This window comes from Streptomyces sp. NPDC047841, assembly GCF_040704085.1.
Classification (GTDB): Bacteria; Actinomycetota; Actinomycetes; order Streptomycetales; family Streptomycetaceae; genus Streptomyces; species Streptomyces argyrophylli.
On the sequence record NZ_JBEYRP010000021.1, the window covers coordinates 86,023 to 101,088 of the forward strand.

The 15,066-nt window shown below is 74.9% G+C and carries 17 protein-coding genes, 1 pseudogene and 1 riboswitch; of the genes and pseudogenes, 12 read left to right on the forward strand and 6 right to left on the reverse strand.

Features of this window, described 5'->3' with window-relative positions:
• Positions 1-8: 8 nt before the first annotated feature.
• Positions 9-151, reverse strand: a riboswitch (cobalamin riboswitch).
• 158 nt (positions 152-309) lie between these two features.
• From AB0947_RS31255 to AB0947_RS31265, 3 genes are all read right to left on the reverse strand, one after another.
• A complete protein-coding gene (locus AB0947_RS31255) occupies positions 310-537 on the reverse strand; it encodes a hypothetical protein (protein WP_189815421.1) in 228 nt (75 codons plus the stop codon).
• A gap of 40 nt (positions 538-577) precedes the next feature.
• Positions 578-1,819 carry an inorganic phosphate transporter gene (locus AB0947_RS31260; protein ID WP_366753722.1) on the reverse strand — a complete coding sequence of 414 codons (1,242 nt, stop codon included), beginning with the start codon at positions 1,817-1,819 and terminating at the stop codon, positions 578-580.
• 143 nt (positions 1,820-1,962) lie between these two features.
• Entirely contained in the window at positions 1,963-2,799 is an 837-nt protein-coding gene (locus tag AB0947_RS31265; protein ID WP_366753723.1) for a lysozyme, read from the reverse strand.
• A 179-nt stretch (positions 2,800-2,978) separates the two neighbouring features.
• Between AB0947_RS31265 and AB0947_RS31270 the strand changes: the two genes are divergently transcribed.
• The 3 genes from AB0947_RS31270 (at position 2,979) to AB0947_RS31280 (ending at position 6,604) form a co-directional block, all read left to right on the forward strand.
• Positions 2,979-3,710, forward strand: a complete 732-nt coding sequence (locus tag AB0947_RS31270; RefSeq protein WP_366753724.1) for a class II aldolase/adducin family protein — start codon at positions 2,979-2,981, stop codon at positions 3,708-3,710.
• Between the two features lie 133 nt (positions 3,711-3,843).
• On the forward strand, positions 3,844-4,971 hold the full coding sequence (locus AB0947_RS31275; RefSeq protein ID WP_366753725.1) for an alpha/beta fold hydrolase: 1,128 nt from the start codon (positions 3,844-3,846) through the stop codon (positions 4,969-4,971).
• A gap of 214 nt (positions 4,972-5,185) precedes the next feature.
• Complete coding sequence (locus AB0947_RS31280) at positions 5,186-6,604, forward strand: hypothetical protein (RefSeq protein WP_366753726.1); 1,419 nt, start codon at positions 5,186-5,188, stop codon at positions 6,602-6,604.
• Between the two features lie 63 nt (positions 6,605-6,667).
• Here AB0947_RS31280 and AB0947_RS31285 read toward each other — a convergent pair.
• Positions 6,668-6,934, reverse strand: a pseudogene (locus tag AB0947_RS31285) (hypothetical protein); the annotation flags it as partial.
• Positions 6,935-7,148: 214 nt separating this feature from the next.
• On the opposite strand from AB0947_RS31285, the gene AB0947_RS31290 reads away from it, so the two are divergent.
• From AB0947_RS31290 to AB0947_RS31305, 4 genes are all read left to right on the forward strand, one after another.
• Positions 7,149-7,841: a hypothetical protein gene (locus AB0947_RS31290; RefSeq protein ID WP_366753727.1), complete on the forward strand. Its 693-nt coding sequence runs from the start codon at positions 7,149-7,151 to the stop codon at positions 7,839-7,841.
• Between the two features lie 93 nt (positions 7,842-7,934).
• Positions 7,935-9,533: an ABC-F family ATP-binding cassette domain-containing protein gene (locus tag AB0947_RS31295; RefSeq protein WP_366753728.1), complete on the forward strand. Its 1,599-nt coding sequence runs from the start codon at positions 7,935-7,937 to the stop codon at positions 9,531-9,533.
• 335 nt (positions 9,534-9,868) lie between these two features.
• Entirely contained in the window at positions 9,869-10,090 is a 222-nt protein-coding gene (locus AB0947_RS31300; protein WP_004002281.1) for a helix-turn-helix domain-containing protein, read from the forward strand.
• A gap of 117 nt (positions 10,091-10,207) precedes the next feature.
• Positions 10,208-11,011, forward strand: coding sequence for an enoyl-CoA hydratase/isomerase family protein (locus AB0947_RS31305; protein WP_366753729.1), 804 nt, complete (start codon positions 10,208-10,210; stop codon positions 11,009-11,011).
• 30 nt (positions 11,012-11,041) lie between these two features.
• Here the strand turns inward: AB0947_RS31305 and AB0947_RS31310 are convergent, their stop codons facing one another.
• Complete coding sequence (locus AB0947_RS31310; protein WP_366753730.1) at positions 11,042-11,767, reverse strand: nucleopolyhedrovirus P10 family protein; 726 nt, start codon at positions 11,765-11,767, stop codon at positions 11,042-11,044.
• A gap of 100 nt (positions 11,768-11,867) precedes the next feature.
• On the opposite strand from AB0947_RS31310, the gene AB0947_RS31315 reads away from it, so the two are divergent.
• Genes AB0947_RS31315 through amaP form a run of 5 tightly spaced genes read left to right on the forward strand, consistent with a single transcriptional unit; the run spans position 11,868 to position 14,235 of the window.
• Positions 11,868-12,338: an Asp23/Gls24 family envelope stress response protein gene (locus AB0947_RS31315; RefSeq protein ID WP_366753731.1), complete on the forward strand. Its 471-nt coding sequence runs from the start codon at positions 11,868-11,870 to the stop codon at positions 12,336-12,338.
• 46 nt (positions 12,339-12,384) lie between these two features.
• Positions 12,385-12,579: a hypothetical protein gene (locus AB0947_RS31320; RefSeq protein WP_366753732.1), complete on the forward strand. Its 195-nt coding sequence runs from the start codon at positions 12,385-12,387 to the stop codon at positions 12,577-12,579.
• Between the two features lie 5 nt (positions 12,580-12,584).
• Complete coding sequence (locus AB0947_RS31325; RefSeq protein ID WP_366753733.1) at positions 12,585-12,989, forward strand: hypothetical protein; 405 nt, start codon at positions 12,585-12,587, stop codon at positions 12,987-12,989.
• Complete coding sequence (locus tag AB0947_RS31330; protein ID WP_366753734.1) at positions 12,986-13,651, forward strand: DUF6286 domain-containing protein; 666 nt, start codon at positions 12,986-12,988, stop codon at positions 13,649-13,651. Before AB0947_RS31325 ends, AB0947_RS31330 begins: the two co-directional genes overlap by 4 nt.
• The gene (amaP, locus tag AB0947_RS31335) at positions 13,648-14,235 is read left to right on the forward strand and encodes an alkaline shock response membrane anchor protein AmaP (protein WP_366753735.1); all 588 of its coding nucleotides are present in this window, start codon (positions 13,648-13,650) and stop codon (positions 14,233-14,235) included. The genes AB0947_RS31330 and amaP overlap by 4 nt, the downstream gene beginning before the upstream one ends.
• A gap of 74 nt (positions 14,236-14,309) precedes the next feature.
• On the opposite strand, the gene AB0947_RS31340 is transcribed toward amaP, so the two are convergent.
• Positions 14,310-15,065, reverse strand: coding sequence for an SDR family oxidoreductase (locus AB0947_RS31340; protein ID WP_366753736.1), 756 nt, complete (start codon positions 15,063-15,065; stop codon positions 14,310-14,312).
• Position 15,066 lies beyond the last annotated feature (1 nt).

The window sequence follows — 15,066 nt, forward strand, 5'->3', positions numbered from 1 at the left end:
CGCGCCCTGGTTCGACGTGAATCGGCGGTGAGAGTTCCTGGCTCCCGGGGGTTCTTCCCCGGTGACAGTGGCGGGACCGCGCCGGATTCGCACCGGCTTCCTCTCTTGCCGCCGTACATGGCCTGGGCAGTCCACCACGCGCCCGGAACGGCCGTCAACTTGCCTTTGACCTGGGACGCCGGACTGTGCTGAGGCCCACACCGCCGGTCCGCCGGACGGCGGCCGGAAGTCCGGTGCGACGGCATGCGAAGGCCCCGCCGGCCCCGCCGAGGCGGTGGCCCGGCGGGGCCGGTGCCGGGTTCCGGACCGTCAGGGCTTGACGACGATCAGGTAGATCCCGTACGCCACCGCCGCCGCGCAGGCCGCGAAGCACACGTAGGCGCCGGTGACGGCGAGGGCGGCGGACCCGCCCCGGGCCGCGGCCTTCTCACGGCGCGACAGGCCGTTGATGCCGAGGGTGAACAGGACCACCAGGCCCACCGTGAACGCGAGGCTGACACCGAAGACGGAGCCGAGGGCCGCCCAGTCGATCTTCATGGGGATGCTTCCTTCAGTAACCGTGTGCGCCGGGTCGGGGTCAGACCGCGGCGGCCGGCGGGGCGGCGGGGGCGGGCTCGGTGGCCGGGGCGGGGATGGTGGCCGTCAGGTCCTCGGCGACCACGCCCGCCGGGGGCGGGATCACGGCGGCGATGGCGGCGGTGACCACACCGGCCGGCTCGGTCGCCTCGACCACGTTGGTGTGGTCGACGACCTCGCGGCGGGAGAGCTTCCAGATGCCGGCGCTCGCGGCGACCAGGAAGACGGCGACGACGGCGGTGCCCCAGTCGCCCAGGCCGGTGACGGACTCGGCGCCCGCGCCGACCAGCGCGGCGGCGGGGAGGGTCAGCACCCAGGCGACGGCCATGCGGGTCGCGGTGGACCAGCGGACCACGCCGCCCTTGCGGCCGAGGCCCGCGCCCATCACCGAGCCGGAGACGACGTGCGTGGTGGAGAGGGAGAAGCCGAGGTGGGAGGAGGCCAGGATGGCGGTCGCGGCGCTGGTCTGGGCGGCGAAGCCCTGGCGCGGCTCCAGGTCGGTCAGGCCCTTGCCCATGGTGCGGATGATGCGCCAGCCGCCGATGTAGGTGCCGAGCGCGATGGCCATGCCCGCGGAGAGGATCACCCAGGTGGGAGGGTTGGAGCCGGGGGCGATGGAGCCGCCCGCGACGAGGGCGAGGGTGATGATGCCCATCGTCTTCTGGGCGTCGTTGGTGCCGTGCGCGAGGGAGACCAGGCCCGCGGAGGCGATCTGCCCGGCGCGGTAGCCCTTGCGGGTGGCCTCGCCGTCGGCGGTGCCGCCGACGCCGTAGGAGAACCGGGTGGCCAGCAGCGAGGCGAGGCCCGCGACGACCGGCGCGGCGACGGCCGGGAGCAGCACCTTGGTGACCAGGACCTCACCGTGGACGGCGCCGAAGCCGGCGGAGGCGACGGTGGCGCCGACCAGACCGCCCATCAGGGCGTGCGAGGAGCTGGAGGGCAGGCCCACCAGCCAGGTCAGCAGGTTCCAGAGGATCGCGCCGACCAGGGCGGCGAAGATGACCTCGGGACGGATGCCGGTCTCGTCGACGAGACCCTTGGAGATCGTGTTGGCGACCTCCACGGAGAGGAAGGCGCCCACGAGGTTGAGGACGGCGGACATGGCGACCGCGATCTTCGGCTTCAGGGCGCCTGTGGAGATGGTGGTGGCCATCGCGTTCGCGGTGTCGTGGAAACCGTTCGTGAAATCGAACGCGAGTGCGGTTACCACCACAATCGCGAGGATCAGCGAGAAGCTTTCCATTTACCCAGGCAATCGTTCGAGGTCATTGGCTGGACGAACGTAGGCAACCTGGGTGAACGGAAGATGAACTGAGGCGGGCGTGGGGGTGTCAGTAACGCGCGTACGGGGTTCCGCTTCGCGCCGCCGGCCCAGGCGCGCCTTGGCTAGTGGTCGCGCGCGAAGATCCGCAGCCGGCTCAGGGAGCCGTTGAAGAGATCCTGGTCACCCGGCAGCCTGCCCTTGACGGCGTGCTGCCAGAACGTCCAGTACCGCCAGCCGCCGGGCAGCGCGCCCGGCTGTGAGGTGCCGTGGCGGGCGATCCACAGGGCGTGCGAGGAGGAGAAGGCGCGGCTGTTCCCGGTGCACAGCTTCCACCACTGGGTGGTGGTGTAGATCACCGGACGGCGGCCGGTCCGCTCCTTGACCTCGTCGCTGAACGACCGGATCCAGCGGACCATCCGGGCCTTGCCCACCCCGTAGCACTTGTGCTTCGCGTCGTACGGGTTGTATTCGATGTCCAGCGCGGGCGGCAGCGTCCAGCCGTCCGCCCGCCAGCCGCCGCCGTGCCGCACGAAGTACGCGGCCTGCTCGGCGCCGGAGGACCGGTCCGGCCGGGCGAAGTGGTACGCGCCCCGGATCAGGCCGGCCGCGCGGGCGCCGGAGTACTGCCCGGAGAAGTAGGGGTTGCGGTAGCCCGTGGACTCGGTCGCCTTGACGTAGACGAACCGCGCGCCCCGCGCCCGGGCGGCCGCCCAGTCGACCCCCCTCTGGTGGGACGACACGTCGTGGCCCCTGGGCAGGGCCCCGGACCGGAGCGGCAGCGCGGGCAGCCCCGGCAGCACCGGCGGCGCGCCCGCGGCCGGGGACGCGGCGGTCTCCGGGCCGCCGGGCGGCACCAGCGGTCCGGCGGAGGCGGTCGCGGCGGTCGCGAGGGCGAGGACCGCCGTGGCCGCCGTGAGGACACCGGTGCGGCGGCGGACAGGGGTGCGTTCACGGGCCATGCGTCTCCCCCGGGGTGGACGTCCAGTCGGCAAGAGGGATCATTGAAGGCCCGCTGATCACCGCGTCCGCGCCGATTCATGGCGTTTCGGCGCGATGTCCGCCCGTTCGGCCGTATCGTTTCCGCGCGGCTCCGGCCGCCCCGGACGCTCCGCGCCGGTCCGGCTGACAGGATCACGGCATGGCTGACACGCTGCGGAACACGGACGACGGGCACCAGGGCGGCCGGCAGGACGGCGGGCGACCGGACGCGGAGCGGAAGCAGGCGCGTCAGGACGAGGCGCGGCTCTGGGCGGAACTGGTCGCGACCGCACGCCGGACCGTCGCCGACGGACTGGTGGTCGGCACCTCCGGCAACGTCTCCGCCCGCGTCGGGGACCTCGTCCTGGTCACCCCGTCGGGAGTTCCCTACGACCGGCTCGCCCCGGACGACATCACCGGTGTCGACCTCACCGGACGCCAGGTGCTCGGCACGCTCGCGCCCACCAGCGAGCTGCCCATGCACCTCGCCGTCTACCGCACCACCGACGCCCGCGCCGTCGTCCACACCCACGCCGTGCACGCCACCGCGGTCTCCACGCTCGTGCCCGAGCTGCCGCCGGTCCACTACATGACCGCCGCCCTCGGCGGCCCCGTGCGGGTCGCCCCCTACGCCGCCTACGGCACCGGCGAACTGGCCGGGAACATGCTCCGCGCCCTCACCGGCCGCTCCGGCTGCCTCCTGCAGAACCACGGCACGATCACCTACGGCGCCACCCTCACCCAGGCCTACGACCGCACCGCCCAGCTGGAGTGGATGTGCCGGCTGTGGCTCACGGCGTCCTCCGTGCCGGGCCTGACGCCCTCCCTGCTGACGGAGGCACAAGTGGCCGAAGCCGGGGAACGCTTGAAGGGGTACGGCCAACGGAGGTGACCCCTTGCTGTCCTCGACGCGCCGCGACGGCGCCCAGCCACGACGTCCGCACCCGGCGGTACCGCGCCCGCCCGCACCGCGACGGCCCCCGCTTCCGCTGGCCGGTGGCCGCGGCCCCGCCGACACTGGAGCCGTGCGCACCCTCAAAGCCACCGCCGCCGGGCTCACCGCGGTCCTGGCCGCCGGGATGGCGTCCGTCGCCGCGGGCCGGCTCGCCAGCGACGCCGCGCTGAAGGCCCCGGCGGGCCGCCCGCTGCCCACCGAACCCCGCCTCACCGTGCACGGCACGGCCGCCGGCCAGATCACGCTCACCCGCGACCTGGCGACCCTGCGCCCCGGCACCTACGGCCTCGCCGGCGACGGCTCCCACGCGGTCGTCGGCCCCGTCCTGGAGGGCGCCCAGCACACCGCCGACACGGTCGTACGGCGTCTGGAACGCGTCACCCACGGCACCTTCGCCCCCGGCGACGCGGCCTGGCTGACCCCCAACGTGTACGTCGGCGACCCCGGCTCCGCCCTCGGCCTCGACCACACCGACGTCACCGTGGCCGGCGAGCTGGGTGCCCTGCCCGCCTGGTTCGTGCCCGGAGAGCGGGACACCTGGGTGATCGCCGTGCACGGCCTCGGCACCACCCGGGAACACGCCATGAACGTGCTGGGCTTCCTGCACGGCCGCCGGCTGCCCGTCCTCGCCCTCGCCTACCGCGGCGACCACGGCGCCCCGCGCCCGCCGGACGGCCTGAACCACCTCGGCGACACCGAGTGGCGGGACGTCGAGGCGGCGATCCGCCACGCCGTCCGCCACGGCGCCCGCCGGGTCGTCCTGCTCGGCTGGTCCACCGGCGCCACCATGGCCCTGCGCGCCGCCGGGCACTCCGCGGTCCGCGACCGCGTCGCCGGACTCGTCCTGGACTCGCCGGTGCTCAGCTGGGAGGCCACCCTGCGCGCCCTGGCCAGGGCCCGCCACACCCCGCGACCGCTGCTGCCGCTCGCCGTGCGGGCCGCGCAGGGCCGGGCCGGACTGCACGCCGGCCGGGTCGCCGAGATCGCCGGCCCCGGCCGGCTCCGGGTCCCCACCCTGATCATCCACGGCCCCGGCGACCGGGTCGCCCCCTGGAGGTTCTCCCGCGCGCTCGCCCGGCGCCGCGCCGACCTGGTCTCCCTGCACACCGTCGCGGACGCCCCGCACGCGGCGATGTGGAACGCGGACCCCAAGGAGTACGAGGAGCGGCTGCGGCGGTTCCTGACCCCGCTGATGTGACAGCAGGGGCTGCTGTGACACGGGTGCCTTCCCGGCCGGCGGGGCGCCCGTGAGCCCGTGCCGCCGGCACCGGCGCGAAACATTCCGTTTAAGGGCGTACGACTGGCGCGATCGTGCCTCCCCGGCCCGTGCGCACCCGGTGCGTTGGCCAGCCCCGTCGCCCGCCGTGACATTCCGTTTGGGTTTTCGGACCGTCAACCGGAAGACTGCACCCGTGACGTCCCGTATCCCGCGCGACTCCAGGCTCCGACTCGTCCGACCGCGACCCCTGGCCGCCGCCCCCAGAGCTGTGAACCAGCGGCGCCCGCGCCGCCCCGCACCCCGGCCGCCGGAGGGCACCCCCGCACCGGCCGAACTGGCCGGAATGGCCCGCGCCGGTCTGGCCGGCGCGGTCCGCGTCGCCCGCTGGGCCGACACCGCACTCGGCCCCGGCCGCGACGGCGCCACCACCGACGGCAAGGCCACCCTCTCCGCCGCCACCGCCCGACGCGCCGCCGCCGATCTCGGCCTGACCGACGCTCAGGTCCGCGCCCACTGGGACACCGCCCGCCTCGCCGGACTCGTCGAGGTGCACGGCGACAGCGCGCGCCCCGGCTGGCGACTGCGCGCCTGGGACCGCGACGACAGCGCCGTGCTGCGCGGCTGGGTCGCCCTCTTCGACGCCTGGTCGCTCGCCTGCCCCGAACCCGACGGACACGAGCCGGCCGCCGTCGCCGAGGTCGTCTCGGCCATGCCCCAGGTGCTCTCCTTCCTCCAGCTGTCCGCCGGACCGGTCCCCGTCGAGCAGCTGCTCGACCTGCTCCAGCAGCGGGTCACCGAACTGCGCACCGAACGCTGCGAGGTCGCCTACGAACCCGGGACCGGACAGCCCGCCGGAGCCCCGGGCCCGGCGGACCCCGCCCCGGCCGCCGACGCCCCGCTCGCCCCCCTGCTGGACTGGGCGCTGCGCGCCCTGGCCTCCGTCGGCGCCCTCACCTACGGCGGCGGCCAGGCCACGCTCACCCCGCTCGGCAACTGGGCGGTCTGGGTCAAGCTGGAGCAGATCTGCGTGGCCGCGCAGAGCCCCGCCGGCAACATCGAGCAGTCCGCCGAGGACATGCTGCGCGGCTGCGCCCAGCTCCGCCCCAACGCGGCCCGCGCCGAGTACCGCGCCTGGCTCGCCGCCCGCCCCGTCGGCAGCGCCGTCACCGAGCTGATCGCCGCCGCCCGGGGCGACGACGCCCTGCTGCGCGGCCTGGCCTTCGAGGCGCTGCGCGTCGTCGGCGCCCCCGCCGAGCCCGACGTACGGTCCGTCGTGGACGAGCCGGCCCTGCGGCCGTACGCCCTGCTGTGGCTGGCCGAGCACGACGGCGTCGACCCGGAGGACGCCCACGAGGTCCTCACCCGGGACGAGGCCACCTGGCTGTGGGTGGACACCGCCGCCGCCGTCGCCGACCACGGCGAGGCGCCGATGCTGGTCCGGCACCTGGAGTCCGCGGTGCAGCCCACCGTGCCCCAGCTGCTCGACGAGGTCCGCGCCGTCGGCCACCCGCGCACCGTGCAGGTCCTGGTCGCCCTCGCCGCCGCCCACCCCGACCCGGCCCTGGCCAAGGCCGTCCGCCGGGCCGCGTTCCAGGTGCACACCGGAGGCTGAGCGCGGGCCGAGCGCGGTGCGGCGGGGGAGCGGAGCGGCTCGGACGCCGGTCCCGGGGGCGTACCCCTCGGCGTCCCCGGCCATGGAGTCCCGGGAGCCGCGATCCCGGTCCGTCGGGGCATCAGGATCTCCACCCGGTGCTCCACGGCCCGCCGGTGGCGGTCGTCCACGTCGTCCACCACGACGTACACCCCGGTGGGTCCCGCGTCCCTCACCGCCGTGCCGAGGAGGCCGCCGCGCCATCACCACCACGCCGCCGCCCTGGGCCGGCTCGGCGCGCACCACCTTGCCGTCCTGCGTCTCGCCCACCGACAGCCCGGTGAAGCCCAAGCCCAGGGCCTTCCGTGCCGATGACCCCGTCCCGCACCGGTCGCGCCCTGCTCCGCGAGTCTCGCAGCCGCCACCGACAACGCCCCGGCGGACGCCCCCGCCCCGCCGAACGGGGGGACTTCCCGCCCCGCCCGCCCGGCCGCCCCGCCGGCCCGGCCCGCGGTGACTACGCTCGGCGGCTGATCCTGGGACGGTGGTACCCGAAGGGGGTGAGGTGGCACTTCCACCCGTGGGCCGCCTCGCCGTCGCCCTCCTCCTGGCCGTCGTCACCCTCGGCCTCCTCGGCGCGGCCCGGCAGCTGCGGCCGGTTCCCTACGGCGACCGGCTCCTGACCGCCGGGCCGGTCACGGGGACCTGGGCGGCGCGGGTGCGGGACGGTGCCGTGGCCGGCCACGACAGCCGTACCGGAGCGCTCCGGTGGCGCTACGCGCGCCCGGGGCACCGCCCCGTCGACGTGGTGCACGCGCGCGGGGAGGCGATCGCGCTCTGGGACGACGGCCTGCTCACCGACACCGACGGCCGGTCCGTGCGCTGGCACCGGGCCCTGCCCGACGCGGCCGAGTGGCTCCCGGCCCAGGGCGGCACCGGCGTGCTGCGCCCCCTCGGCCGCGGCATCCTCGCCGTCGTCACCCCCCGCCGCGTCACCGCCTACCGCACCGCCGACGGCGACCTGCGCTGGGTGCTGCCCGCCCGGGACGGCTGCGCCTTCCTGCCCGGGAGCGCCGTGCGCCGGGGCGCCGCACTGCTCCTCGCCCAGCCCTGCGCGGACGCCGCGTGGACCGGCCAGCTCGTGGCCCTGGACGACCTGGGCCGGATCGCGCCCGGCCGCACCCCGCTGGGCAACGGATCCCCCGCGCCCGCGCCCCGGCGGACCGGACGCGGTAAACCGCTTGCACGGCCCCGTTAGACTTTCCCCCATGGCCTTTCTCCTCGCGCATTAGACGGCGGGAACGTCCTCAGCCGCCCACCCGCCAACCCCTGTACGCCCTGGAGTCTGTCCGTGATCTCCGCCTCCGGTATCGAGCTGCGCGCCGGTGCGCGCGTCCTCATCGAGAACGCCACCTTCCGTGTCGCCAAGGGCGACCGCATCGGCCTCGTCGGCCGCAACGGCGCAGGCAAGACCACCCTCACCAAGTGCCTGGCCGGTGAGGGCATCCCCGCGGGCGGCACGATCACCCGCTCCGGCGAGGTCGGCTACCTCCCGCAGGACCCCCGCACCGGCGACCTGGACGTCCTCGCCCGCGACCGCATCCTCTCCGCGCGCGGACTCGACGTACTGATCCGCAAGATGCGCGAGAACGAGCAGCGCATCGCCAACGGCAAGGGGTCCACCCGCGAGAAGGCCCTGAAGCAGTACGAGCGCCAGGAGACGGAGTTCCTCACCAAGGGCGGGTACTCCGCCGAGGCCGAGGCCGCCACGATCGCCGCCGCGCTGAACCTGCCCGACCGGGTGCTCGGTCAGCCGCTGCACACGCTCTCCGGCGGTCAGCGCCGCCGCATCGAGCTGGCCCGCATCCTGTTCTCCGACGCGGACACCCTGCTCCTGGACGAGCCGACCAACCACCTCGACGCCGACTCGATCATCTGGCTGCGCGACTACCTGAAGACCTACCGCGGCGGCTTCATCGTGATCTCCCACGACGTCGACCTGGTCGAGACCGTCGTCAACAAGGTGTTCTACCTGGACGCGAACCGGTCCGTGATCGACATTTACAACATGGGCTGGAAGCTCTACCAGCAGCAGCGCGAGGCCGACGAGAAGCGCCGCAGGCGCGAGCGCGCCAACGCCGAGAAGAAGGCCGCGGCGCTCAACGCCCAGGCCGACAAGATGCGCGCCAAGGCCACCAAGACGGTCGCCGCGCAGAACATGGCCCGCCGCGCCGAGAAGCTGCTCTCCGGCCTCGAGGACGTCCGGATGTCCGACAAGGTCGCCAAGCTCCGCTTCCCGGAGCCTGCGCCCTGCGGCAAGACCCCGCTGATGGCCGAGGGCCTGTCCAAGTCGTACGGCTCGCTGGAGATCTTCACCGACGTCGACCTGGCCATCGACAAGGGGTCCCGGGTGGTCATCCTGGGCCTCAACGGCGCCGGCAAGACCACCCTGCTGCGGCTCCTCGGGGGCGTGGAGAGCCCGGACACCGGCCGGGTCGTCCCCGGTCACGGGCTCAAGCTCGGCTACTACGCGCAGGAGCACGAGACCCTGGACGCCGACCGCACGGTCCTGGAGAACATGCGCTCGGCCGCCCCCGACATGGACCTGGTCGAGGTCCGCAAGGTGCTCGGCTCGTTCCTGTTCTCCGGCGACGACGTCGACAAGCCGGCCGGTGTCCTCTCCGGCGGCGAGAAGACCCGGCTCGCCCTCGCCACGCTCGTCGTCTCCTCGGCGAACGTGCTGCTCCTGGACGAGCCGACCAACAACCTGGACCCGGCCAGCCGCGAGGAGATCCTCGGCGCCCTGCGCACCTACAAGGGCGCGGTCGTCCTCGTCACGCACGACGAGGGCGCCGTCGAGGCGCTCCAGCCGGAGCGGATCATCCTGCTGCCGGACGGCGTCGAGGACCTGTGGGGCTCCGACTACGCGGATCTCGTCGCCCTGGCCTGACCGAAGGACTGATCCACTCGGTCTGGATCATTCGGCCCATCGGTGATCCATCATCTGTGTGAGATCTCCTCGTACCGCGGTGTGTCGTACACGCATTTTCCGGCCGATCCCCCGGCTGTCGGGGGATCGGCCGCCGCGCGTTCCTGACCTGGCACTTCACGAATCCACCCGGACGGCCCTATGGGCCGCACCCCATGGAATCCCCCCTTCCGCTTGTGGGGACCGGCTCCTGTCGTCACAACGATGTCTCACGGACCTTGCCGAATGGGTGGCCATCACGCCCAGGAGGGGTGATCATGAGGAGACCAGAGCGCACTTCCCATGAGGAGGCACGGGTGGCCGAGACTCTGAAGAAGGGCAGCCGGGTGACCGGCGCCGCGCGCGACAAGCTCGCGGCAGACCTGAAGAAGAAGTACGACTCCGGTGCGAGCATCCGGGCGCTGGCCGAGGAGACCGGCCGCTCGTATGGCTTCGTGCACCGGATGCTCAGCGAGTCGGGCGTCACGCTCCGTGGGCGTGGCGGAGCGACCAGGGGTAAGAAGGCCGCTTCGTCCTGACTCCGGGCGGCCCATCGGCTTCGATGGTGGCCACCCGGTCGGCAGACCGACCGGCCGGGTGGTTACTGTGCAGTCACTTAGCTTCGCTCTGCTGACCGCACCCATCGGAGGCGCCCCATGGCTTCGCCCGAGCAGGACCTCGCTCCCGCACTCGACAAGGACGGCGTACGGCTCACCGTCGACGACGCGCTCGCCACGGTGACGCTGACCAACCCGGCCAAGCGCAACGCGCAGAGCCCCGCCCTGTGGCGGGCGCTCGCCGAGGCCGGGCGGCTGCTGCCGGGCTCCGTCCGGGTCGTCGTGCTGCGTGGCGAGGGCAAGTCCTTCTCCGCCGGGCTGGACCGTCAGATGTTCACCCCGGAGGGGATCCCGGGCGAGCCGACCTTCATCGACCTCGCGCGCCGTGACGACGCCGGGATCGACGCGACCATCGCCGAATACCAGGAGGCGTTCACCTGGTGGCGGCGGACCGACATCGTGTCCATCGCCGCCGTCCAGGGGCATGCCATCGGGGCCGGTTTCCAGCTCGCGCTCGGCTGCGACCTCCGCGTCGTCGCCGACGACGTGCAGTTCGCCATGCGCGAGACCAGCCTCGGCCTCGTCCCCGATCTGACCGGCACCCACCCGCTGGTCGGCCTCGTCGGATACGCCCGCGCGCTGGAGATCTGCGTGACCGGACGCTTCGTCGGCGCCGACGAAGCGGTGTCGAGCGGGCTGGCGAGCCTCGCCGTGCCCGCCGGCGAACTGGACGCGGCCGTGCGGGACCTGGCGGCGGCGATCATGGCCGCGCCCCGGGACGCGGTGGTGGAGACCAAGGCGCTGCTGCGCGGTGCCCTCGACCGGACGTACGAGGAGCAGCGCGCGGCCGAGCGGGCCGCCCAGGCACGACGGCTGCGGGACCTGGCCGGCCTCGGCGAGTGAGCCGGCACCCGGCCGGGCACCCGAAGCCGGTCAGCCCACCGCGGTGACCAGCACGGCCACCGTCGGACGGTCCGGCAGGGCCTCCCGCACGGCCGCGCGGACCTGCCGGGCCACGTCCACGGCCCGGTGGGTCGCGCCGGTGGCCAGTTCCACGCGGACGTGACGGCGCGGCAGGGCCGTCTCTTCGGCGTGCTCCTCGATGCGCACCGCCCGGCCCACACCACCGAGGGACCCCGTCAGCCGGAGCACCCCGGGGACGGCCAGGGCCGCCTCCGCCACCGCGGTCCCGTCCGTGCCCACCGGCTCCTGGGCCGGCGGCGGTTGCGGGACACCGGCCGCCGGGGCGGGCGGGGCGTCCGGCTCCAGCAGCTCCGTCGCCCGCAGGTCGATCTCCGTCACCGCGAGGCCGAGCCGTTCCGCCGCGGCCCCCGCCAGGACGAGCCGCAGCCGGGACGCCGCCGTCGGCAACGGCTCGGCGGCCGTCGCGGCGAAGTCCGCCGTCACCCGCAGCGGACCCGGCGGCAGCGCGCTCGGCGGCGCCGGCACGACGGGCTCCGACAGGTCCCGCGGATCGGCGAGCGCGATCCGCAGCGCGCCCAGGCGCACCCCCGGCGCCCCCTCCGCCGCCGCGCGCCGCAGCACCGCCCCGGCCGCCTCCTCCGTGATCCACGCGCCGTCGCGCGGGCCGCCGAGCGGCAACAGCCTGCCCAGCCCCACCTGATGCCGCACCACCTGTGCCCACCGGTCAACCGTCATTCCACCAGCCTGCCGTATCCACGGCGCGCGACGGCGCAGCCTTGCATACCGTGGTCGGAGAAGGACGACCGAGCGGGCGCACCGAAAGGGACGTACGGCGATGACCGACACGACGACCACCCCTGAAGGCGGCCACGAACCGCAGGTACCGGCCCGCAAGGCCACCCGGCGCGGCGGCGGCGACCCGGCGACCCGGGGCCGCACCACCATCGCCGACGGAGTCGTGGAGAAGATCGCCGGCCTCGCCGCCCGGGACGTGGTCGGCGTCCACACCATGGGCAGCGGCCTCGCCCGCACCTTCGGCGCCGTACGGGACCGGGTGCCCGGCGGCGGCAAGTCGGTGACCCGGGGCGTCAAGGCCGAGGTCGGCGAGGTGCAGACCGCGCTCGACCTGGAGATCGTCGTGGACTACGGCGTCGCCATCGCCGACGTCGCCCGCGCCGTGCGGGAGAACGTGGTCGCCGCCGTGGAACGCATGACCGGCCTGGAGGTGGTCGAGGTCAACATCGCGGTCAGCGACGTCAAGCTGCCCGAGGAGGAGGAAGAGGAAACGGAGTTGCGGATCCAGTGACACCCCGCACCCGAGACCGTACGCCCGACGAGCTGAGGAGCCCCGCATGAGCATGGCCGTGGTCGGCATGATCGCCGGAATGGCGCTGGGGTTCGCCGGCTACTTCGGCGGCTTCGGCGCCTTCCTCCTGGTCGCGGCGCTGGGCGCCGTCGGCTTCCTCGCCGGCCGGTTCGCCGACGGCGACCTGGAACTCGGTGACGTCTTCCGCACCCGCGACGAGCGGCGGGACCGGCGGCGGTGACCCCGGTGAGCGCCGGCACCGCCCCCGGCACGGGCACACCGCACCCCCCGCCGCCCCTCGTGCCGCCGGCCGAGCGCGGCGCCACCCGGATCGCCGACCGGGTCGTGGCCAAGATCGCCGCGCAGGCCGCACGCGAGGCCCTCGCACCGCTGCCCGGTGCCGCCGCCGCGCCGCACGCCACGGTCGTCGTGGCCCAGCAGACGGCCCGGGTCCGCGTCCGGGTGGAACTCGGCTACCCCGGTGACATCCCCGCCCGGTGCGCCGCCGTACGCAGTCACGTCACCTCGCGTGTCGGCGCGCTGACGGACCTGAAGGTGCCGGAGGTCGCCGTGGAGGTGGAACGACTGCATCCGACGACGGGAACGGGGGGCGGGCCGATGAGCACGACGGGTCAGGGGGCCGGCCGATGAGCATGACGGGTCAGGGACCGGCCGGGGAGCACGACGCCTCGGCGGACGGACCGGTGGGCGGGACGGGGAGCGCCCCGGCCGTCGCCGGGCCGCCCGATGCCGCACCGCCCGCCGGGAAGGGCAGCGGACGCTTCTGGTCGCCGCGCCGCGTCCCCGCCGCCGTCGTCGCCGCCCTGCTGGCAGCCGGTGCCGGACTCCTGCTGTACGACATCGCCGCCGTACGCGCCCACCGCCCCGCGATGCACTGGCGCCGCGTCCTCGCCCGGCAGCTCGCCGAACGGCCCCTGGACGACACCTGGGTACGGGTCGGCGCGGGCGTCGCCGCCGCGCTCGGCCTGTGGCTGATCGTCCTCGCGGTCACCCCCGGCCTGCGCGACCTGCTGCCGATGCGGCGCCCGCACCCCGGCGTCCGGGCCGCCATCCGGCGCGGCGCGGTGGCACTGTTCCTGCGCGACCGGGTCATGGAGGTGTCCGGCGTGCGCGATGCACGCGTGTGGATGGGCCGCCGGAAGGCCGACGTCCGGGTGGTCTCGCACTTCCGGGACCTGGACGACGTACGCGCCGACCTGGACACCGTGCTCGCCGAGGCGATCCGGGACCTCGCCCTGGCCCGCCCGCCCAGAGCGGCCGTGCGCGTGGCCCGGCCCGGACGGAAGGGGTGAGCGCGGTGCGCGGCGGTCTCCACCGCGTCCTGCTGGCCCTCGCCGGGCTGCTGCTGCTCGCGCTCGGCGGCGTGGTCCTCGCCGTCGGCCTGGGCGTGCGGCTTCCCTCCTGGTGGCCGCACACCGGTCCGCACGACGTCCTGCTCAGCCGGGCCGAACGCACCCACTACCGGGGCGCCCCCTGGTGGTGGCCGGCGGTCATCGCCGCCCTGACCGTCCTGATCCTGCTCGCCCTGGCGTGGCTCACGGCGGCGCTGCGCCGCCGCCGGCTGACCGAGCTGCTGGTCGACACCGGCGACGGCGGGGAGGCGCACCTGCGGGGCACGGCGCTGCAGAGCGCCATGACGGCCGAAGCGGCGGCCCAGCCGGGCGTGGCCAGGGCGCGCGTCCTCCTGGGGGGCCGCCGGACGGCTCCGCTGGTGCGGGCCTGGCTCCGGCTGGAAGCGGACGCGGCCCCGGCCGGGGCCCTGACCACGTTCACCACCGGAACGCTGGCCCACGCGCGCGAGTCGGCGGGCCTGGCGTCACTTCCGGCGGAGGTCCGGCTGGGCGAGGTCGGACACCGCGCGGAGAGGGTGACGTGACGGCCGCGGTTCCCCGGGCCTCTCGTCCGGATCATGCCGGGCTCGCTGATCCGGCCCGACCCGGACGAAAGACCCTAGAACCCGTGCCGTGTCCCGCCGTCCACCGGCACCATGACCCCCGTCACGTAGGAGGCCGCCGGGGACAGCAGGAACGCCGCCGTCCGTCCGAACTCCTCGGGCGTCCCGTACCTGCGCAACGGGATGCGGGACTCGTTCGCGGCGCGGGTGGCCTCCGGGTCCGCGGACAGCCCGTCCAGCTCCCGCATGCGATCGGTGGCGATGCGTCCCGGCAGCAGGCCCACCACCCGGATCCCGCGCGGCCCCAGCTCGTCGGCGATCGACTTGGCGAACCCGGCGAGTCCGGGCCGCAGCCCGTTGGACACGGTCAGCCCCGGGATCGGCTCGTACACCGAGCCCGACAGCACGAACCCGATGACACCGCCCTCCTCCAGCTCGGCCGCCGCCGCGCGGGCGAGCCGTACCGCGCCGAGGAACACCGACTCGAACGCGGTGCGCCACTGCTCGTCGGTGTTGTCGGCGACGAACCCCGGCGGCGGCCCGCCCACGCTCACCAGCACGCCGTGGAAGCCGCCGAAGTTCTCCCGGGCGGCGGCGATCAGCCGCCCGGGAGCCTGCGGGTCGGCGTTGTCCACGGCCACGCCCACCGCGTTCGGGCCCAGTCCGGCGGCCGCCTCGGCGACCCGCTGCTCGTCCCGGCCGGTGACGACCACCTTCGCCCCGTCGGCGACGAGTTCCCGCGCGGTGGCGTTGCCCAGCCCGCGCGTCGCTCCGGTGACGACGTACACCCGGTCCTTCAGTCCAAGATCCATG

Coding starts and splice junctions, on each gene's coding strand:
- AB0947_RS31320 (WP_366753732.1), top strand. CDS start 12,385: ATGAGCATGGCCGTGGTCGGCATGATCGCCGGAATGGCGCTGGGGTTC.
- AB0947_RS31305 (WP_366753729.1), top strand. CDS start 10,208: ATGGCTTCGCCCGAGCAGGACCTCGCTCCCGCACTCGACAAGGACGGC.
- AB0947_RS31265 (WP_366753723.1), bottom strand. CDS start 2,799: ATGGCCCGTGAACGCACCCCTGTCCGCCGCCGCACCGGTGTCCTCACG.
- AB0947_RS31330 (WP_366753734.1), top strand. CDS start 12,986: ATGAGCATGACGGGTCAGGGACCGGCCGGGGAGCACGACGCCTCGGCG.
- AB0947_RS31315 (WP_366753731.1), top strand. CDS start 11,868: ATGACCGACACGACGACCACCCCTGAAGGCGGCCACGAACCGCAGGTA.
- AB0947_RS31270 (WP_366753724.1), top strand. CDS start 2,979: ATGGCTGACACGCTGCGGAACACGGACGACGGGCACCAGGGCGGCCGG.
- AB0947_RS31340 (WP_366753736.1), bottom strand. CDS start 15,065: ATGGATCTTGGACTGAAGGACCGGGTGTACGTCGTCACCGGAGCGACG.
- AB0947_RS31260 (WP_366753722.1), bottom strand. CDS start 1,819: ATGGAAAGCTTCTCGCTGATCCTCGCGATTGTGGTGGTAACCGCACTC.
- AB0947_RS31255 (WP_189815421.1), bottom strand. CDS start 537: ATGAAGATCGACTGGGCGGCCCTCGGCTCCGTCTTCGGTGTCAGCCTC.
- AB0947_RS31310 (WP_366753730.1), bottom strand. CDS start 11,767: ATGACGGTTGACCGGTGGGCACAGGTGGTGCGGCATCAGGTGGGGCTG.